At 65.0% G+C, this 20,403-nt stretch carries 18 protein-coding genes; 2 read left to right on the top strand and 16 right to left on the bottom strand.

Annotated features, from left to right (window positions below; all coding sequences use genetic code 11):
* Positions 1 to 4 precede the first annotated feature (4 nt).
* Complete coding sequence (dnaE, locus tag ACXJKC_RS18035) at positions 5 to 3,541, bottom strand: DNA polymerase III subunit alpha (protein ID WP_456698123.1); 3,537 nt, start codon at positions 3,539 to 3,541, stop codon at positions 5 to 7.
* A 130-nt stretch (positions 3,542 to 3,671) separates the two neighbouring features.
* On the opposite strand from dnaE, the gene ACXJKC_RS18030 reads away from it, so the two are divergent.
* Positions 3,672 to 4,079: an iron chaperone gene (locus ACXJKC_RS18030; protein ID WP_456698122.1), complete on the top strand. Its 408-nt coding sequence runs from the start codon at positions 3,672 to 3,674 to the stop codon at positions 4,077 to 4,079.
* Positions 4,080 to 4,082: 3 nt separating this feature from the next.
* On the opposite strand, the gene ACXJKC_RS18025 is transcribed toward ACXJKC_RS18030, so the two are convergent.
* From ACXJKC_RS18025 to ACXJKC_RS18000, 6 genes are all read right to left on the bottom strand, one after another.
* A complete protein-coding gene (locus ACXJKC_RS18025) occupies positions 4,083 to 4,889 on the bottom strand; it encodes an ABC transporter permease (RefSeq protein ID WP_456698121.1) in 807 nt (268 codons plus the stop codon).
* Positions 4,886 to 5,857, bottom strand: a complete 972-nt coding sequence (locus tag ACXJKC_RS18020) for an ATP-binding cassette domain-containing protein (protein ID WP_456698120.1) — start codon at positions 5,855 to 5,857, stop codon at positions 4,886 to 4,888. The genes ACXJKC_RS18025 and ACXJKC_RS18020 overlap by 4 nt, the downstream gene beginning before the upstream one ends.
* Before the next feature lie 59 nt (positions 5,858 to 5,916).
* Complete coding sequence (locus ACXJKC_RS18015; RefSeq protein ID WP_456698119.1) at positions 5,917 to 7,140, bottom strand: pyridoxal phosphate-dependent aminotransferase; 1,224 nt, start codon at positions 7,138 to 7,140, stop codon at positions 5,917 to 5,919.
* Positions 7,141 to 7,305: 165 nt separating this feature from the next.
* A complete protein-coding gene (locus ACXJKC_RS18010; protein ID WP_456698118.1) occupies positions 7,306 to 8,247 on the bottom strand; it encodes an RluA family pseudouridine synthase in 942 nt (313 codons plus the stop codon).
* A complete protein-coding gene (gene lspA / locus ACXJKC_RS18005) occupies positions 8,244 to 8,783 on the bottom strand; it encodes a signal peptidase II (RefSeq protein WP_456698117.1) in 540 nt (179 codons plus the stop codon). Before lspA ends, ACXJKC_RS18010 begins: the two co-directional genes overlap by 4 nt.
* Positions 8,756 to 9,157, bottom strand: coding sequence for a TraR/DksA family transcriptional regulator (locus ACXJKC_RS18000; protein ID WP_456698116.1), 402 nt, complete (start codon positions 9,155 to 9,157; stop codon positions 8,756 to 8,758). Before ACXJKC_RS18000 ends, lspA begins: the two co-directional genes overlap by 28 nt.
* Before the next feature lie 82 nt (positions 9,158 to 9,239).
* Between ACXJKC_RS18000 and ileS the strand changes: the two genes are divergently transcribed.
* Positions 9,240 to 12,377, top strand: a complete 3,138-nt coding sequence (ileS, locus tag ACXJKC_RS17995; RefSeq protein WP_456698115.1) for an isoleucine--tRNA ligase — start codon at positions 9,240 to 9,242, stop codon at positions 12,375 to 12,377.
* Positions 12,378 to 12,649: 272 nt separating this feature from the next.
* Here ileS and ACXJKC_RS17990 read toward each other — a convergent pair whose 3' ends face one another.
* From ACXJKC_RS17990 to murG, 9 genes are all read right to left on the bottom strand, one after another.
* Positions 12,650 to 13,471, bottom strand: a complete 822-nt coding sequence (locus tag ACXJKC_RS17990; protein ID WP_456698114.1) for a DivIVA domain-containing protein — start codon at positions 13,469 to 13,471, stop codon at positions 12,650 to 12,652.
* Between the two features lie 130 nt (positions 13,472 to 13,601).
* Entirely contained in the window at positions 13,602 to 13,898 is a 297-nt protein-coding gene (locus ACXJKC_RS17985) for a YggT family protein (RefSeq protein ID WP_456698113.1), read from the bottom strand.
* A gap of 3 nt (positions 13,899 to 13,901) precedes the next feature.
* Entirely contained in the window at positions 13,902 to 14,396 is a 495-nt protein-coding gene (locus ACXJKC_RS17980; protein ID WP_456698112.1) for a cell division protein SepF, read from the bottom strand.
* A gap of 41 nt (positions 14,397 to 14,437) precedes the next feature.
* Positions 14,438 to 15,130, bottom strand: a complete 693-nt coding sequence (locus tag ACXJKC_RS17975) for a YggS family pyridoxal phosphate-dependent enzyme (protein ID WP_456698111.1) — start codon at positions 15,128 to 15,130, stop codon at positions 14,438 to 14,440.
* On the bottom strand, positions 15,127 to 15,846 hold the full coding sequence (locus ACXJKC_RS17970; protein WP_456698110.1) for a polyphenol oxidase family protein: 720 nt from the start codon (positions 15,844 to 15,846) through the stop codon (positions 15,127 to 15,129). Before ACXJKC_RS17970 ends, ACXJKC_RS17975 begins: the two co-directional genes overlap by 4 nt.
* Positions 15,847 to 17,052, bottom strand: a complete 1,206-nt coding sequence (gene ftsZ / locus ACXJKC_RS17965; RefSeq protein WP_456698109.1) for a cell division protein FtsZ — start codon at positions 17,050 to 17,052, stop codon at positions 15,847 to 15,849.
* 155 nt (positions 17,053 to 17,207) lie between these two features.
* Entirely contained in the window at positions 17,208 to 17,933 is a 726-nt protein-coding gene (locus ACXJKC_RS17960) for a cell division protein FtsQ/DivIB (protein WP_456698108.1), read from the bottom strand.
* Positions 17,930 to 19,333, bottom strand: a complete 1,404-nt coding sequence (gene murC, locus ACXJKC_RS17955; RefSeq protein ID WP_456698107.1) for a UDP-N-acetylmuramate--L-alanine ligase — start codon at positions 19,331 to 19,333, stop codon at positions 17,930 to 17,932. The genes ACXJKC_RS17960 and murC overlap by 4 nt, the downstream gene beginning before the upstream one ends.
* Positions 19,330 to 20,403 (bottom strand): undecaprenyldiphospho-muramoylpentapeptide beta-N-acetylglucosaminyltransferase, encoded by a 1,074-nt coding sequence (gene murG / locus ACXJKC_RS17950; RefSeq protein WP_456698106.1) that lies wholly within the window; start codon positions 20,401 to 20,403, stop codon positions 19,330 to 19,332. Before murG ends, murC begins: the two co-directional genes overlap by 4 nt.

Genomic DNA, 20,403 nt, shown 5'->3' with positions numbered 1-20,403 from the left:
TGTCTCACGACAGACAATGGGGTCCCAGCAATTCTTTGAGGTCGGCGATCAGTGACGACGACTGTGCCACACGCAGCTTGTCATCGAGCCGCATGACCTTGGTCGATTCATTGCCGACGAGACGCAGGTGGACCTCCGACATGCCCGGATGGGTCGACAGCACTTGCTTGAACGTCCCGATCGTGTCGCTCGTGCACCGCGACACCGGGAGCGTCACGACGAGCGGACGATCGGGACCGCCCGATCCCATCGCGGGCATCGTGACTTCGAGCGCGTTCAGCTCGACGCCGTCATCCTTGCGGCGCAGACGTCCCTTGACCACGACGATCGTGTCGGGCACCAGGACCGGCATCGCCAACTGATAGGCACCCGGGAACACCATGACCTCGATACCGCCTTCGAGGTCTTCGATCGTGATCGACGCCCACGGATCGCCCTTCTTGCTCATCCGCCGTTGCACACCTGTGATGAGGCCGCAGATCCGGATCGTGCTGCCGTCGGGCAGCTCGGTATTGGTCAGCAGATCACCGACTGTGCAGTCGCTGCTCGCCCGCAGGACGTGCTCGAGACCCTGCAGAGGGTGGTCCGACACGTAGAGCCCGAGCATGTCGCGCTCGAACGCCAGCAGCTGGGTCTTCTCCCACTCGGGCAAAGACTCGGGAACCTCGACCCCGCCGCCGGTGAAAGCGTCGTCCATCCCGCCGAACAGGGAATCTTGACCTATCGCCGCCTGGCGCTTGAGGTCGATGTACTTGTCGACGGCCTCTTCGGCCACCGTCGTCAAAGCCCTCCTGCGGTGATTCATCGAATCGAAGGCGCCGGCCTTGATCAAAGAATCGAGAACACGTTTATTGCAGACCTGGGTCGGCACCTTGTCGAGGAAGTCGTTGAAGTCCTCGTACGCCCCGCTCGTGGTACGGCCCTCCACGATGCCCGCGACGACGTTCTCGCCGATATTGCGGATCGCGCCGAGACCGAAACGGATATCTGGCCCCACGGAAGCGAAGTTGGACACCGACTCATTGACGTCGGGAGGCAGCACCTTGATGCCCATGCGCCGGCACTCGTTCAGATAGATCGCGGACTTGTCCTTGTCGACGCGCGTGCTCGTCAGCAGTGCTGCCATGTACTCGGCTGGGTAGTTGGCCTTGAGATAGGCCGTCCAGTACGAGATGACACCGTAGGCGGCCGAGTGCGCCTTGTTGAAGGCGTAGTCCGAGAACGGCAGCAGGATGTCCCACAGCGTTGTGATGGCCTTCTGTGAATAGCCGCGATCGAGCATGCCCTGCTGGAAACCTGCGTACTGCTTGTCGAGCTCGGACTTCTTCTTCTTGCCCATCGCGCGCCGCAGGTTATCGGCTTGACCGAGCGAGAAGCCGGCCAGTACCTGAGCGATCTCCATGACCTGCTCTTGGTACACGATCAGACCGTAAGTCTCCCCCAGCACACGCTCGAGAGGTTCGGCGAGCTCAGGATGGATCGGGTCGATCGGCTCTCGGCCGTTCTTGCGCCGGGCGTACTTGTTGTGCGAATCCGCGCCCATGGGACCTGGACGATAGAGGGCACCGACAGCCGAGATGTCCTCGAACTTATCGGGCTTCATACTGCGCAACAGCGCGCGCATCGGGCCGCCATCGAGCTGGAAGACGCCGAGCGTGTCCCCGCGGGCCAACAGGTCGTACGTCGGCAGATCTTCGAAATCGAGATCTTCGAGGACCAGGTCGATACCCCGGTTGCGCTTGATGTTGATCAGGGCATCGTCGAGAACTGTGAGGTTTCGCAGACCCAAGAAGTCCATCTTGACCAGCCCGAGCGCCTCGCACATCGGATAGTCGAACTGGGTGATGATCGCGCCATCTTGCTCGCGCTTCATGATCGGCACGATGTCGATCAGGGGATCGCTCGACATGATGACGCCGGCCGCGTGCACGCCCCACTGGCGGATCTGGCCCTCGAGACCCAGCGCGGTCTGGTAGATCTTGCGAACGTCGGCGTCCTCGTCGTGCAGCTTGCGGAAGTCGGCCGCGTCGCCGTAGCGCTTGTGCTCCTTGTCGAACAGGCTCTTCAGCGGGACGCCTTTGCCCATGATGTCGGCCGGCAAGGCCTTGGTGATGCGCTCACCGTGCGAGAAGGGGTAGTCCATGACGCGCGCGGCGTCCTTGATCGCGGCTTTGGACTTGAGCCGGCCGAACGTCGCGATCATCGCGACCCGCTCCTCGCCGTACTTGTTGCTGACGTAGCGGATGACCTCGGCGCGACGACGCTCGTCGAAGTCGATGTCGAAGTCGGGCATGGAGGGGCGCTCGGGGTTGAGGAAGCGCTCGAAGATCAGGCCGTGGGTCAACGGGCAGATGTCGGTGATGCGCAGGGCATACGCCGCGATCGAGCCGGCGCCGGATCCGCGACCGGGCCCGACCCGGATGCCGTTGTCCTTGGCCCAGTTGATGAAGTCGGCGACCACCAGGTAGTAGCCGCAATAGCCCTTGGTGCGGACGACGTCGAGCTCCATGTTGGTGCGGGCTCTGACCTCGTCGGTCATCTTGTCGCCCGGATACCGGCTCTCGACTCCCCGCCAGACCTCCTTGACGAACCAGGATTCCTCGGTCTCGCCTTCGGGTACGTCGGCGCGGGCCATGTAGCCACCGTTGGAATCGGTGAACTCGACATTGCAGCGCTCGGCGATCAGCAGGGTGTTGTCGCAGGCCTCTTTGAGGTCGAACCGGTCTTCCCACAGATCGCGCATCTCGGCGGCGGACTTGATGTAGAAGTCATTGGAGTCGAACTTGAACCGGTTGGGGTCGGTCAGCGTCGAGCCGGATTGGACGCACAGCAGGGCCGAGTGCGCCTCGGCATCTTCGGGGCTCGTGTAGTGCGAGTCGTTGGTCGCGATCGGCGGCAGACCGAGATCGTCTTTGAGCCGCAGCAGCCCCTCGCGCACGGTGCGCTCGATCTCGAGCCCATGGTCCATGAGTTCGAGGAAGAAGTTCTCTTTACCGAAGATGTCTTGGAACTCGGCCGCCGAGGCCCGGGCCTTCTCGTAATTGCCGATGCGCAGCCAGGTCTGGATCTCACCGGACGGGCAGCCGGTCGTTGCGATCAGACCCTTGCCGTAGCGCTGCAGCAAGTCACGGTCGGCGCGAGGCTTGCGGTATTGGCCTTCGAGGCTCGCGTACGAGCCGATCCGGAACAGATTGTGCATGCCCTCGGTCGTCTCGGACAGCAACGTCATGTGGGTGTAGGCACCACGGCCCGCGACGTCAGCGTCGCGAGCGCCCTTGTTCCAGAGCACAGCCTTCTTCTCGGTGCGCGGGATGTTGGGCGTGAGATAGGCCTCCATGCCGATGATCGGCTTGACGCCGTGGGCCTTGGCCTTGCTGTAGAAGTCGTAGGCGCCGTGCAGGTTGCCGTGATCGGTCATCGCGATAGCCGGCATTTTCAGCTCGGCGGTGCGCTCGAAAAGACCGTCGAGCAAGGCGGCACCGTCGAGCATCGAGTACTCAGTGTGGACGTGCAGATGCGCGAAGGACGAGTCACTCGACATCGAACAAGGGCCTCCTCGGCGCGGTGTGGGCGAAGGTCTACAGCCTAGTCGAGGGGTACGACGAGAACCGCCACTGAGCTGGTGTCGTCCCGCCGTCCGGGAAGAAAAACCGGTCGCGGATACTGGACTGATGGCCGATCACCCAGATGACGAGAAGCGCACGTTCACGACTGTCGACGAGTTCATCGAAGCCGCGACCTACGATGTCGAGCCGCGGCTGATCGAGATGCGCCGAGTCATCAGGGCCACCCTGCCTGACGCCGAAGAGACCATCAGTTACAACATCCCGGCGTACAAGCAGCACGGCGTGGTGATCGTCCAGTTCTCCGGCTATACCGAACACACCTCGCTCAACTTCTTCCCGACCGCGGGCGCCTTCGCGGCGTTCGACGAAGAGCTCGCGGCCTACAAGACCTCGAAGTCGGCAATCCGATTCCCGCTCGACGAGCCGCTGCCGGTCGACCTCATCGGCCGGATCACTGCATTCCGACTCGATGAGGCCGCCGCGTTCGCCGCTCGCAAGAAAACCGGCAAGTAGAGGTCAGCGGCTGCTGGCAAGCCGATACTGGCGGATCGACAGCGGCACGAACACGACCAGGATGATGACGACCCAGATCAGCGTGTAAGCCACCGGATTCTGGATCGACCAGGCATCTGAATCGGGCACCTTGCCGCCGGTGTTGCCGAACAGTTCACGCGTGGCCTGGGTGACTGCGGACACCGGATTCCATTCGACGACCTTGCGCAGCGCACTCGGGAACGAATCGAGCGGGACGAACGCGTTGGACACGAATGTCAACGGCATGATGACGATGAACGAGGCATTGTTGATGACCTCGACACTGGGCACGATCAGACCGACCCAGGCCATGACCCAGCTGATCGCGTAGGCGAACAGCAGGAGCAGCAGGAAACCGGTCAGCGCGTCGAGTACGCCCTCGCGCATCCGCCAGCCGACCAGCAGACCCGTCAGCGCCATGATGATCAGCGACAACACGTTGTAGACGATGTCGGAGGTCGTCCGGCCGACCAGCACCGCCGAACGGGACATCGGCAGCGATCTGAACCGGTCGATGATGCCCTTTTGCATGTCCTCGGCCAAACCGGCGCCGGTGAATGTGGCGCCGAAGACCACGGTCTGGGCGAAGATGCCGCCGATCAGGAACTCGCGGTAGTTGACCCCGTCTCCGGGGTCGATCGCGCCACCGAAGACGTACGCGAACAGCAGCACGAACATGATCGGCGAGATCAGCACGAACACCAAGATCTCCGGCACCCGGACGATCTTGATCAGATTGCGTTTGGCCACGACCCATCCGTCGGTCGCGTGGCGGGTCAGGCTCGTCATGAGGCCACCTCTTCGGTCTCGGCGGCGTCTTCTGCAGCGCGGCCGGTCAGTGACAAGAACACATCGTCGAGTGTCGGCCGGCGCACGCCGATGTCGAGCACGTCGATATCGGCCGTCTCCAGTTCTTGCAAGACCGTGCGCAACTGAGGCACGCCGCCCTTGACCGCAGCTGTCAGCTCACGGTCGTTGTCGCCGATCTGCACCTCGCCGATCGACACCTCGGCGAGAATGCGCACAGCATCGTCACGCCTGATGGCATCGACCAGCACCAACTCGATGCGTTCTCCACCGGTCTGTGCCTTGAGCTCGTCGGATGTGCCACGGGCGATCGCTCTACCGTGATCGATCACGACGATGTCGTCGGCGAGCAGATCAGCCTCCTCGAGATACTGCGTGGTCAGCAGCACCGTCGAGCCGGATGACACGAGACCCTTGATCACGGTCCACATCTGCTGACGGCTGCGGACATCCAGGCCCGTGGTCGGTTCGTCGAGGATCAGCACGGGCGGCTCCGCCACGAGCGCGCCGGCCAGGTCGAGTCGGCGCCGCATGCCGCCCGAGTACGTCTTGGACGGCCGGTCGCCCGCGTCGCTGAGTCCGAATCCCTCCAGCAGATCGCGAGCGCGCGCAGAAGCCTGCGATTTGCGCATTCCGTAGAGCCGGCCGACCATCTGGAGGTTCTCAAAGCCCGTCAGGTGCTCGTCGACAGCCGCATATTGGCCCGACAGCCCGATACGCGCGCGAACACCGTCGGGGTCCTTCGCGACATCGATTCCGGCCACCTCGGCGTGCCCGCCGTCGGCCTTCAACAAGGTGGCCAAGATTCGCACGGCAGTGGTCTTGCCTGCACCGTTGGGCCCAAGCAAACCCAGCACCTTGCCCTCGGGCACCGTGAGGTCGAGCCCCGCCAAGGCCTCCACGTCCTTGTATCTCTTCGTCAGCCCGGTTGCCCGGATCATGTCAGTCATGGGTCCAGACTGTCAGCGACCCCCGACAGAAAGAAAGACCCAGAAGAACAAGAACGCGGCTACACCTGTTCGTACGTGCTCAGGAAATTGCCGAGTCGCTGGATCGCGTCAGAGAGGTCCCGGGCCCACGGCAACATCACGATGCGCAGGTGATCATGGTGCGGCCAGTTGAAGCCCGTGCCCTGGGTCAGCAGGATCTTCTCCTGCAGCAAAAGATCGAGGACGAGCTGCTGATCGTCCTTGATCGGATACACCTCGGGATCGAGCTTGGGGAAGGCATACAACCCTCCGCTGGGCTTGACGACAGAGACGCCGGGGATCTTCTCCAGCTCCCACACCACGGTGTCGCGCTGTTCGAGGAGGCGTCCTCCGGGCAGGATCAGCTCGTTGATCGACTGATATCCGCCCAGGGCCACCTGGATCGCACTCTGCGCGGGCACATTGGGGCACAGCCGCATGGACGCCAGCAGCGTGATGCCTTCGAGATAGTCACGAGCGCGCTCCAGCGGGCCCGTCGCGACCATCCAGCCGGCCCGGAAGCCGGCGACCCGGTAGGCCTTCGACAGGCCGTTGAACGTCAAGGTCAGCAGATCGGGTGCGACTGTGGCCATCGGGATGTGGACCGCATCGTCATACAGGATCTTGTCGTAGATCTCATCGGCCATCAGCACCAGATTGTGCTTACGGGCCAGCTCGGCGATACCGACCAGGGTCGAGCGTGAGTAGACGGCGCCGGACGGATTATTCGGGTTGATGACCACGATGACCTTGGTGCGGTCGGTGATCTTGGACTCCAGATCCGCCAGATCAGGGTTCCAGTCGTTCTCCTCGTCGCACAGGTAGTGCACCGGCACACCGCCGGCGAGGTTGGTCACGGCCGTCCACAGCGGATAGTCCGGGATCGGGATCAGCACCTCGTCGCCGTTGTTGAGCAACGCCTGCAGCGCGACCTGGATCAGCTCGGAGACTCCGTTGCCGATCCAGACATCGTCGATGTCGATCGTCGGGAAGCCTTCTTGGAGCTGATAGTGATGCACCACGGCACGGCGCGCCGGCAGGATGCCGCGCGACTCGGAATAGCCGGCCGACGTCGGCAGCGCCGCGATGACGTCCTGCAGGATCTCGTCGGGAGCCAGGAATCCGAATGGCTGCGGATCGCCGATGTTGAGCTTCAGGATCCGATGACCCTCCGCCTCCAGGGCGGCTGCTCGGGCGCTGACGGGTCCACGGATGTCGTAGAGGACATCCCTCAACTTCTCGGACTGGCGCACGACAGGACTCATGCGCGCCATTCTTCCATCCCGTCGGTGTCAGCCCTCCCCCGGACCACCGCTCATGAGTCGCTCCGTCACGGCCCGCGAGTCACGGAGTAACCGTTGTCGAGAATCCAGTGACTCGCGGCCGGTAACTCAGTGACTCGCGGCCGGTAACTCAGTGACTCGCGAGGGTTAGTCGGCGGCGCGGACGACCTCGAGGGCATGGACCAGATCGTCGGGGTACTCGGAGCTGAATTCGACCCACTCACCCGAACGCGGGTGCGTGAACGCGAGCCCCTTGGCATGCAGCCACTGCCGGTCGAGGCCAACCCGCTTGGCGAGGGTCGGATCGGCGCCGTACATCAGATCGCCGACGCACGGATGGTGCACGGCACTCATGTGGACGCGGATCTGATGCGTGCGCCCCGTCTCGAGTTTGATCGTCAGCAGGCTCGCGAAACGGTGGGCCTCGAGCGTGTCGTAGTGCGTGATGCTGTCGCGGCCGCCGTCCTTGACCGTGAACTTGAAATCATGTTTCGGATGACGGGCGATCGGCGCGTCGATCGTGCCGGTGTGCGGATCGGGATGTCCCTGCACGAGCGCGTGATACGTCTTCTCCACGGTGCGATCGCGAAAGGCCTGCTTGAGGACCGTGTAGGCGTGTTCGGACTTCGCCACGGCCATCAGACCGCTCGTGCCGACATCGAGTCGATGCACGATTCCTCGGCGTTCGGGAGCACCCGACGTCGAGATGCGGATTCCGACGCCGGCGAGGTGGTCGAGCACCGTCGGCCCGTACCAGCCGACGCTGGGATGCGCGGCCACGCCGACAGGCTTGTCGACGACGACGAAATCGTCGTCTTGGAAGACCAGCCGCATACCCTCGACCTCCGTGGCGACAACCACGGCACGTCGTGGGGCGGGGATCGAGGCTTCGAGAAGCGAGCCTGGCAGGACTCGATCGGACTTGGCCGGGACCGCACCGTCGAGTGTGACGAGTCCCTCGGCGACGAGCTCACTGGCGCGCGTGCGGGACAGGCCCAGCAGCCTGGCCAACGCGCTGTCGACCCGCTCCCCCGCGAGGCCCTCGGGAACCTGGATGACCTTGTGTTCCAGCTCAGTCTCAGTCGTCACGCCTTCTCCTCACGGGTGCCGTCCAGGTTGATGCCCCGCCAGGAGCGCCAGACGATGATGACAGCAGCAAACGTGAGCGCGATGTCGGCGACATTGCCGACGAAGACGCCGTAGTCGATGAAGTCGACCACGTGCCCCTTCAATGGCGAGGGCTCCCGGAAGATCCGATCGGCCAGGTTGCCGAGCGCACCGGCGAGCAACAGCGCGAGACCGATGGCCCAGCCCTTGTCGCGCAACCTGGACGCGGCCCGGATGACGCCGACGCAGACCGCGATCGCGATCAGGCTCAGCACCAGGGTGAACCCCGCACCTGTGCTCAGCGCCGCACCCGCATTGCGCAGGAATGTCAGCGACAGCACACCCGGGATGATCTCGATCGACTCACGGCCCTGAAGCTTCTCGACCGCGATGACCTTGGTCACCTGGTCGAGGGCGAACACCAGCACCGTCACGACTGCGAAGAGTCGTACGTAGGTCCGTGTGGTCGCGCCGTGGTCGCCGCCAGGGCTCAGCGACGCTCCTCGCGCTGCTTGCATGTCATGCACAGTGTCGCACGCGGGAACGCCATCAGACGATTCTTGCCGATCGCCTCACCGCAGACCTCGCACTGGCCGTAGCTGCCCTTGTCGAGGCGATCGAGTGCCTTTTCGGTCTGCAGCAGCAGTTCGCGCTGATTGGCCGCCAGCGACATCTCGGCGTCACGTTCGAGGCCCTTGGAGCCTACATCGGCCTGATCGTTGCCGGCGCCGTCGACTCCGTCACGGAGCAGATCCTGCAATTCACGGGCGGACTGGTCGAGCTCACTGCGCAAGCGGACGAGGTCGGCTTCCAGCTCGGCCCGCACTTCCTTGGCCTCGGCAGCGGTCCAGGGCGTCTCATCGGCTCGTACTGCGAGCTTGGTGTTTGGCATGCGTGGAGATTAGACCCCAGATTGAGCAAAGACAACTCGCACCGCCGCAACGCCGTCGTCGCTCACCCGTAGAATTGAATGTGTGACTTCGCACGCGTCCTATCGCCCCGTTCCCGCCCACATCGATCTACCGGTGCTGGAGCGCGAGATTCTCGACCTCTGGGCCGATCAGGGCACCTTCGCCGCCAGCCTCGACACACCGTCCGACGCGCCGCGCTGGACGTTCTACGAAGGCCCGCCGACGGCTAACGGGACCCCCGGAACGCACCACGTCGAGGCGCGCGTCTTCAAGGACGTCTTCCCGCGGTTCAAGACCATGCAGGGCTATCACGTCGACCGCAAGGCGGGCTGGGATTGCCACGGTCTGCCGGTCGAGATCGCGGTCGAGAAGGAGCTCGGGTTCAACGGCAAGCTCGACATCGAGGCCTTCGGCATTGCCGAGTTCAACGCCAAGTGCCGTGAAGCCGTCGTGCGCAACACCGATCTCTTCGAAGAGATGACCGACCGGATGGGCTATTGGGTCGATATGGCCAATCCCTACCGGACGATGGAGCCGGCCTACGTCGAGAGTGTGTGGTGGGCGCTGTCGACGATCTTCAAGAAGGGGTTGCTGGCCGAGGACTACCGGGTCGCGCCCTACTGCCCCCGCTGTGGCACGACGCTGTCCGACCACGAACTTGCGCAAGGCTACGAGACCATCACCGATCCGTCGGTGTATGTCCGCTTCCCCCTGACCTCGGGACCGCTGGCCGGTCGCGCGTCGATGCTGGTCTGGACCACGACTCCCTGGACGCTGGTCTCGAACACCGCCGTCGCGGTCAATCCCGAGTTCACGTATGTGCTGGCCACCGACGGAGACGAGACGCTGCTGGTGGCCGAGCCGCTGGTCGCCAAAGCGCTCGGCGAGGGCTGGACGGTCACGGGCGAGAAGTTCAGCGGCAGCGACATGGAGCGCTGGACGTATCAGCGTCCATTCGAACTGGTCGAGTTCGATCGGCCTGCGCACTTTGTCGTGCTGGCCGACTACGTCACTGCCGAGGACGGCACGGGTCTGGTCCATCAGGCTCCCGCGTTCGGTGCCGACGACATGACGGTCTGCAAGGCGTACGACCTCCCGGTCGTCAACCCGATCCGGCCCGACGGTCACTTCGAGGACGATGTGCCGCTGGTCGGCGGAGTGTTCTTCAAGACCGCAGACCGCGCGCTGGCCGACGACCTGACCGCGCGTGGCCTGATGTTCCATGAGCTGGCCTACGAGCACTCCTACCCGCACTGCTGGCGCTGCCACACACCGTTGATGTACTACGCGCTGCCTGCCTGGTACATCCGCACGACCGCGATCAAAGACCGGCTGCTGGCCGAGAACGCCGACACCAACTGGTTCCCCGAGACGATCAAGAACGGCCGCTACGGCGACTGGCTGACCAACAACATCGACTGGTCGCTGTCACGTAGCCGCTACTGGGGCACTCCGCTGCCGATCTGGCGCAATGACGAGGATCCGGCCAAGCTCGTGTGCATCGAGTCGCTTGCCGAGCTCTCCAAACTGGCCGGCCGCGATCTGTCGGACCTCGACCCGCACCGTCCGTTCATCGATGATGTGACTTTCGAGATCGACGGCGAATCCGGCACGTACCGGCGGGTTCCCGACGTCATCGACGCCTGGTTCGACTCCGGCTCCATGCCGTTCGCCCAGCACGGCTACCCGCATGTCGAGGGCTCGGCCGAGAAGTTCGAGCAGGCCTATCCCGCGCAGTACATCTGCGAGGCGATCGACCAGACCCGCGGCTGGTTCTACTCGCTCATGGCGGTCGGCACGCTCGTGTTCGATCAGAGTTCGTACGAGAACGTCGTGTGTCTGGGCCACATCCTGGCCGAAGACGGCAAGAAGATGAGCAAGCACCTGGGCAATATCTTGCTGCCCATGCCGCTCATGGACGAGCACGGAGCCGACGCGCTGCGCTGGTTCATGGCGTGCTCCGGCTCACCCTGGGCGCCTCGCCGCATCGGTCACAATGCGCTGAGCGAGATCGTCCGCAAGGTTTTGCTGACGTACTGGAACACTACGGCGTTCCACGTGCTGTACGCCGGCGCGAACGACTGGACGCCGGCGTCCGCGGCCCCCGTCTTCGCGGATCGTCCCGCCATGGACCGCTGGATCCTCGGTGAGGCGCACCGGCTGACCCAGCAGGTCACCGACGCGCTCGAAGAGTTCGACACCCAGCGCGCCGGATCGGTCATCGCTTCGTACATCGATCTGCTGTCGAACTGGTACGTCCGTCGCTCGCGACGCCGTTTCTGGGCCGGCGACCCGTCGGCGCTGGCGACGCTGCACGAGACTCTTCACCTCGTCACGCTCGTCATGGCACCGCTGACCCCGTTCATCACCGAACGGGTCTGGCAGGATCTGTTCGCCGCGACCTCCGACGAGCTGCCCCGCTCGGTGCACCTCGCGACGTGGCCGAAGGCGGACGCCTCGCTGGTCGACGACAAGCTCGATGCGCAGATGCGTCTGGCCCGTCGCGTCGTCGAACTGGGCCGCGCGGCCCGCGCCGAGGCCAAAGCCAAGACCCGCCAGCCGCTGCGCCGGGCCGTCGTCGGATCGCAGGCCTATGCGCTGCTGAGCGCCGAGCTGCGCGCCGAGATCGCCGAAGAGCTCAACGTCCGTTCGCTGGAGTCCTTCGAGACCACCGGAGACTTGGTCGACCATTCGGCCAAGGGCAACTTCCGCAACCTCGGCAAGCGGTTCGGCAAGCAGACCCCACAGGTGGCCGGTGCGATCGCCGCTGCCGACGCCGGGCGCCTGGCAACCGAACTGTCGACGTCAGGCACCACGACGATCGAGCTCGACGGCGAGACGATCAGCGTCGGCCCCGACGACGTCATCATCGCCGAGCACCCGCGCGAAGGCTGGTCGGTCGTCAACGATCAGGGCGAGACCGTCGCGCTCGATCTCGAACTCGATGACGATCTGCGCCGCGCCGGGCTGGCTCGTGAAGCCATCCGCGTCATCCAGGAGGCACGCAAGTCATCGGGCCTCGACGTCAGCGACCGCATCGCGTTGTCATGGCAGGCCGATGGCGCGATGGCGGAAGCCCTGACGGCACACGAGACTCTGATCGCCGATGAGGTGCTCGCCACCACCATCGCGACTGCTGCTGCCGACCACACCTTCACCGACGCCGATCTCGGTCTGGCGTTCACGATCACCAAGGCCTAGCCCCCGGCTGGTGCCGGTTTACCACGGTCCCGTGGTAAACCGGCTCTGCCCCCAGGGAACTTCCTGGGGGCAGAGCCGGTTTGCTGCAGGGAGACGAACTCCGCCCGCGTTGATGATCCGCGCACAGTCAACTTCCCGCAGTAAACATCGTCCTCCCCCGGAAAGCTTCCCGCGGGCGGAGCCAACTTGCCGCGGGACCGTGGTAAACCGACGCGGGAAGGCAAGAACGGCCCGTCTCCGAGGAGACGGGCCGTTCTTGGTGCTCGAGTGACTCAGAAGTTCTCGTCGTCGCCCAACAGCGAGCGGAGACGGCGCGGAGCCGCATCTGCCGGTGTCTGGACCGGCGTCGAGCCGGTCGTGCTCTCATTCGCCGCGAGCTGGTCGAGCTGGCTCTGGAAGTAGTTCTTGAGCCGGGCCCGGTACTCACGTTCGTAGGCCCGCAGGTGCTCGACCTCACGCTGGATCTCGTACCGGTCACGCTCGATCGTCGCGACAGCCTGCGTGCGACGCTCGTTGGTCTCCTCGTCGAGCTTCTGCGCGCGGATGCGAGCGTCGGTCTCGAGTCGGTCGGCCTTGCCACGTGCTTCGTTGGTCAGACGCTCAGCCTTGGTCTTGGCCTCACCGACGATGCGGTCGGCCTCTTCCTTGGCTGCGTCCATGAGCTGGTCGGCATTGTTCGAAGCGATCTCGAGCAGACGGGCGGCAGCCGAGGATGCGTCGCCCATCGTGGGCCGGGGACGCTCGGGGGCGGGAGTCGCAGCCACGACGGGAGCCGGTGTGGGCTCGGGCTTGGGCGTCGGCTCCGGGGCCGGAGCCGGAGTCGGCGCAGCTGCCTGCACAGGCTCCTGGACGGCCGGGGTCGGCGGTGTCTGCTGGGCGGGCGTCGACGACGAAAGAGCCGGGATCAGTCCGGTCGGTTCACCGGTCGATACGGCAGCTACCTTGGCGCGAAGTTCTTCGTTCTCGACCGTGAGACGCTCGAGTTCGGCCTCCACCTCGTCGAGAAACTGGTCAACTTCGCCCATGTCATAGCCTTCGCGAAGACGGACTGGCGTAAATCGCTTGTTACGCACGTCCTCTGGCGTCAGTGGCATGAGTACACCTCGGGGTTGGGAATTAGTCTTGGGGACTCTGAGCCTCCACCGTACTCGCTCGGCCTGATCTTCTGCCACAGGCATCCCGATGCCAAGACATGGTTGTCACCACGCTAGGCCGGGATAACGGTCAGTAAAAGATATTTGCGACGAGCAGGCGAAGAAGATAGATGCCGATGATCAGGATCATCGGCGAAAGGTCGAGCATGATCTGCCCCAGGCGCAGCGGCGGCAGGATCTTACGGACCGCGCGCAACGGCGGGTCCGTGATGGAGTACAGCACTTCGCACAAGATAAGGACGAATCCGCGCGGACGCCAGTTGCGGGCCAGCAATTGGACCCAGTCCAGAACGAACCGCGCTATCAAGATCACGAGCGCGAGAACGAGGATCAGGTCGAGGACCTGACCTATACGGGCAGAAGTCATATCTCAGCTCTGGTTGAAGAATCCGCCAGCAGCAATACGCTGCTTGTCCTCGTCGGTCACCGAGATGTTCTCGGGCGACAGCAAGAAGACCTTGGCGGTCACGCGGTTGATCGAACCGTGAACGGCGAAGACCAGACCCGCGGCGAAATCGACCAGACGCTTGGCGTCGTCATCGTCGATCTCGGAGAGATTCATGATGACCGGCACGCCGGAGCGGTAGTGCTCACCGACCGTGCGGGCATCGTTGTATGTACGAGGGGTCACGGTCTCGATACGGGCCAGATCAGACGCATTCGAGGCACGACGCTCGGGGCGCTGGGCCTCGGGGCGACGACGCTCGTCAATATTGGCCACAGGAGCCGGGCGCACGACAGCAGGCTGACGGGTCTGGCGGGGAGCCGCTTCAGCGGTCTCGTAGTCCTCGTCGAACTCGTCGTCGAAATCAGCCTGCTCAACGAGGCCGAGGTACTCGCCGACTTTACGCATTGCGCCAGCCATGATTGCTCCGTGTGTCTGAGTCGGGTGTGACAATGTCGAGATTACCTGCTGGAAGCCCTCTCACCGAGCACCTGCCGCCCGATACGAAGGTGTGTCGCGCCGGCTGTGATGGCGTCCGAGAAATCGCCACTCATCCCGGCTGAGATGATCGACGCTTCCGGGTGGTCCTGGCGCAGCTTCGCCGAGAGTCGCGCGAGGTGATCGAAGTGCGGTCGCGGGTCTTCGCCCAGCGGGGCCACGGTCATCAGTCCCCCGAGTCGCAGGGCCGAAGCCGACGCTATTGCCTCTGCAACAGCACCGATTTCGCCCGGAACCGCGCCCGCCCGCCCAGGATCGGTCGTGTCGAAATCGACTTGGACCAGACATGTCAGTTCGCGCTCGGCCGCCTGTGCGCCACGCTCCAACGAGTTGACCAGTTTGATCCGGTCGACGCTGTGGACGAGATCCGCATAGCGCGCAACGGCGCCGGCCTTATTGGTCTGCAGACCGCCCAAGAAGTGCCAGCGGACCGCGGCCTCGACCGCGTGAGCCTTGTCACCGGCCTCGGGGTGACGGTTCTCCCCCACCTCCGTGACGCCAAGGTCGGCCAACAGCTCGACATCGGATGCCGGATAGGTCTTGGTCACGACGATCAACGTGAGGTCACTGCGCGAACGGCCGGAGGCCACGCACGCGGCCTCGATCCGCTCTTCGGTCTCGGCAAGGTTCGTTGCCAACTCCTCACGGCGACTCATCGGATCACCGCCACGGCTCCGAAGCGCCCGGAGTCTTGGCCCTGACGCCGATAGGAGAACCATTGCTCGTCCTCGATCGTGCACATATCTGCCGCCAGATCGTTCGCATGTACGTCGAGCGCGGCAAGCTGTGCCAGCACCCCGGCTCCCACGTCGACCGCGGGTGTGCCCCAACTCGTGATCGAGCGCGTCTCTGGAACGACGGCGGCAACCGCGTCAGCCATGTCTTGCGGCAGTTCATAGCACCGCCCACAGGCTCGCGGTCCGACCCATGCCTCCAGCGCGGTGGCTCCGCGTCCCCTCAGTTCGGCAACCGCGGATGCGACGACTCCCGCCAGCAGGCCCTCTCGGCCGCAATGCACGACCGCGACCATCGACTCCGCGGCTGCCGCGATCACGATCGGCGTGCAGTCCGCGACCCGAACCAGCACTCCCACACCAGGGGTGGCCGAAAGCAGTACATCGGCCACTGGGATCTGGCCATCGGCGAGGTCTTCGACCCAGGCAACGGATGCGCCGTGCACCTGGGTCATCCGGACGAGACGTTCGACGCCTGCCGCCTCGGCGACCCGCGCGAGATTGTCGGCGACCCGGTTCGGATCATCGCCATTGGACGTCCCGAGGTTCAGCGAACCCCAAGGACCGTCGCTGGTTCCTCCGAGCCGGTCAGTGAACGCACATGCGATCGGCCCCGATACTGCCCTGTGCCAGAACACTCAGCGCAGGAAGTCCGGTACGTCGAGATCGTCGCCGTACGTCGTGGGCAGCGGCTCGGCCGGAATCGTGGAGTTTCCGGCACCGTCTTCGGGGGGCGGGTTCTGGCCGTCGAGGAACGGATCGGGCGCCAGGTAGGTCGTCGCGGTCGGCGGCGGCTCACTGGCGACCGGCGGCGGCGTCGACGCGGACTGCGAGGAAGCGGCGTGGGTCGACTGGCTGTCGCGGAGCAATGCGGGCTTGGTGGCATCACGCAACATCGGCTCACCGCCGTCGAAACCGGCAGCGATGACCGTGACTCGGACCTCGTCACCGAGCGCGTCGTCGATCACCGCACCGAAGATGATGTTGGCCTCGGGGTGCACAGCATCGGCGACGAGCCCGGCAGCCTCGTTGATCTCGAACAGACCGAGATCGGAGCCGCCTGCAATCGACAGCAGCACGCCACGGGCGCCCTCGATCGACGCTTCCAGCAGCGGGCTGGACACTGCGCTCTCGGCTGCGACCGCCGCGCGGTGTTCGCCGCGAGCCGAGCCGATACCCATGAGAGCCGAGCCGGCATCGGACATGACCGACTTGACGTCGGCGAAGTCGAGGTTGATCAGACCCGGTGTCGTGATCAGGTCGGTGATGCCGGAGACGCCCTGGTGCAGGACCTGATCGGCCTGACGGAACGAGTCGAGCAGGCTGACATTGGGATCGCTGATCGAGAGCAGCCGGTCGTTGGGGATCACGATCAGCGTGTCGACCTCGTCGCGCAGCGCCTGGATGCCGTGATCGGCCTGATTGGAACGGTTGCGGCCCTCGAACTTGAACGGGCGCGTGACGACACCGATCGTCAGGGCTCCGAGCGAGCGGGCGATCCGGGCCACGACGGGTGCGCCACCTGTGCCGGTGCCACCGCCTTCGCCTGCGGTCACGAAGACCATGTCGGCACCCTTGATAGCCGCCTCGATCTCCTCGGCATGATCCTCGGCGGCGCGCTTGCCGATCTCCGGGTTGGCTCCGGCGCCGAGCCCGCGGGTGGAGTCACGGCCGACGTCGAGCTTGACGTCGGCATCGCTCATCAGGAGCGCCTGAGCGTCGGTGTTGATCGCGATGAACTCGACTCCCTTGAGCCCCACCTCGATCATGCGGTTGACGGCGTTGACGCCGCCTCCGCCGATGCCGACGACCTTGATCACGGCGAGGTAGTTCTGGACCGCCATCGTGTGTCCCTTCCGAGGATGCTTGAAAAAATGTGGGTGGACCGAGGTGCTGGGAAACTCTAACCGTCAAGTAGAGAGTTATAGTTATGTCAACCTGTGATCTACCAAGAACGGTACGCGTGGGACTGGTGTGAGGCGGCGCGACACGCCGCTGTCTACTTGCGGGTCGTCGGCTGGTCCGGCGCGCTGACGTCGTAGCGCGCGGCTTTGATGCCGAGGAGCGAGCGCAGCACTTCGAGCTTGCGCTCTCCCTTGGCGTGACTCCCCCACACGATCGTGCGACCCTTGGTGAGGTCGATCTCGATCGAGTCCTTGCTTGCCGCACTGATCGACTGCACCTGCTTGCGCAGGTTCGGGTCCTTGGTCGAGATGAGATCGGCGACCGCCGCGACCGACTGGGTCGTGTCGAGCCTCTGGTCGGCATCGTTGACCGTGATGGTGGCCTCGATGAGATCGGCGGGGGCCTTGCCGTAGGAGCGGAAATCGATCCCGCTGCGATCGATTCCGCGGATCCGGCCGTTGACTGACGACCACACGATCGCCTTGCGCTCGACGACGTCGATCGAGATCGTGCGCGGCCACGACCGTGACACCTTGACCTCGCTGACCCGCTCGAGCGCAGCGACCTGCGTCTCGATCCGAGCCAGGTCGACTCGGGCCAGCGGCTCCCCCTCCGGCACCTGCGCGACCTGGAGGACCCGCGCCTCTTTCAACGTCGTCAGGCCTTCGACTTTGACACCGCGCACCGCCAGAACCGACGAGAACCAGATCAGCCAGACCACGACGCCGAGCAGTGTGACAATCAGCACGGCCAAGGCGATCCGCTTGAACTTACGGCGTCGATCCTGGCGGGCCCGTTCGACGAATCGCTGGTCCGTCACGCCCGTGCCTCGAGCGCGGCCAGCACGGCGGGCCCGACCTTCGTGATGTCACCGGCTCCCAGCGTCAGCAGGAGATCGCCTGGTCGCAGTTCTGGGAGCACGACGTCGGCCACAGCCGCGATGGGTCCTGCGAGGGTCACGACGGGGCCGGTGACCGCGTCGGCGATCAGCTGGGGTGTCACGTCCGGATCGGCCGACTCCCGGGCCAGGTAGATGTCAGCGATGAAGACCCGGTCAGCCGCTGAGAGCTCACGGCCCATGTCGGCGCCGTAGATCCGCGTGCGGCTCACCAGATGCGATTGATATGCCACGACCAGCCGGTCGCCACGAGCAATGGCACGGGCGGCGGCCAGATCGGCCCGGATCTCGGTCGGGTGGTGGGCATACGAGTCATAGACCCGGACACCCGCAGCCGTACCGAGCAACTGCATCCGCCGGTCGGCGCCAGAATAGGCTCCCAGCCCCGCCATCAACAGATCGACGTTCTCTCCCAGCGCCAGGCCGGCGCCCAAGGCAAGGAGGGCGTCGACCGCGTAGTGCGCGCCGGGCACCGCGAGGCGGACCTCTCCCAGGTCGACACCGCGATGCGTGACCGTGAACGTCGTGACGCTGCCCTCGATCTTGAGGGCGTGACCGCGCAGGTCGGCGTCCTCGCCGAAGCCGGCCTTTACGACGTCTATCCCCCGCGCCCGCGCGACCTCGACCAGTGCCGCAGCACCCTCGTCGTCGACGTTGAGCACGACGAACTGCTCGATATTGCCGATGAACTCGTCGAACGCCGCCGAGTAGGCCTCGGCTGTGCCGTAGTGATCGAGGTGGTCGGCCTCCACATTGGTCACGACCGCACCGGTCGGTGCGTAGACCAGGAAGGCACCATCGCTCTCATCGGCTTCAGCCACCAGGAGGTCACCTGCGCCGGATCGGGCATTCGCGCCCAGACATGCCACCTCGGCGCCGATCGCGAACGACGGAGCGGTGCCCGCCGCGATGAGCGCACACGACAGCATCGCCGAAGTCGTGGTCTTACCGTGCGTGCCGGCGACCGCAATCGTCCGTTTGCCGTGCATCACGGCACGCAATCCGGCCGATCGCGGCCACAGCCGCAGACCCCGGCGCTGCGCCTCGACGATCTCGGGATTGTCGTCGTGTACCGCAGTCGAGGCGATGACGGTGTCGACGCCGTCGAGATGGCTCGCATCGTGGCCGGTGTAGCACGTGATGCCTTCGGTCCGCAGCGCGTCCAACACGGCCGAATCGGCGGCGTCACTGCCCGACACCGTGATCCCCTGCTGCGCCATCAGGCGGGCTATCGCCGAAAGACCCGCGCCCCCGATACCGATGAAATGAACACTCCCCAGCTCGTGGGCCGGCGGGATGTGTGCAGGTATTTCGATCTTCATGACTCTGCCGCCCGCCAGATCATCTCTGCCAGCCGCACGTCGGCATCGCGCGGCACGATGCCCGCAGCCGCTGCCGACATCGCGGCGAGACGTCCGGGGTGCGAGATCAGCGGGATCACGACATTGTCGATCCACGCGGGAGTCAGCGCGGCATCGTCGATCAGCAGCGCTCCCCCGGCCTGGACGACCGGATGCGCGTTGTGGGCCTGTTCGCCATTGCCGATCGGCAGCGGGACGAACGCCGCGGGCAGACCGATCGCCGCCGCCTCGGTCACCGAATTGGCTCCTGCCCGGCACACGATCAGATCTGCGGCGGCGTAAGCCAGGTCCATGCGATCGATGAACCGCACCGTCACATACGGCGGATCGCCTTCGCGCGGATGCACCGTGACTTCCTCGAGGCGTCCGGCGGCATGCAGCACCTGGACACCTGCATCGGCGAGATCCCGGGACGCGGCCGAGACTGCGTGGTTGATCCGACGCGCGCCCTGCGAGCCACCCGTCACGAGCAGAGTGGGACGGTCGGCGTCCAATCCGAAGAATTCGCGGGCCTCAGCACGACGTGCGACCCGGTCGAGCGAGGAGATCTCGCGCCGGATCGGCAGCCCGATGTACTTGCCGTGCCGCAATTCGGTGTCGGGGAAACTCGTCGCGACGTGCCGGGTGAACCGAGCACCCAGCTTGTTGGCGACTCCGGCGATCGCATTGCCTTCGTGCACGACAAGCGGGATCTTGCGACTGCGTGCGACCAGATAGGCCGGCACCGAGACATATCCGCCGAAGCCGACGATGACATCGGGCTGCACCCGGTCGACGACCTCGCGGGTTGCCTTGACCGCGGCGCGCAGTCGAGACGGCACCTGCAGCAGGGCTTTGCCCGGCCTGCGCGGCAATGGCACCGGCGGCACGAGCTCCAAGGGATATCCGGCCTGCGGGATCAAAGTGACTTCGAGGCCGCGAGGAGTTCCAAGACACGTGATGTCGACCCCACTCTCGGCGAGTACTGCGGCCGTGGCCAGGAGAGGTGAGGTGTGGCCGGCGGTACCGCCGCCGGCGAGCAGTACGCGCAT

This window comes from Aeromicrobium sp. P5_D10, assembly GCF_054049535.1.
This window is presented reverse-complemented; position numbering and strand designations above follow the sequence as displayed.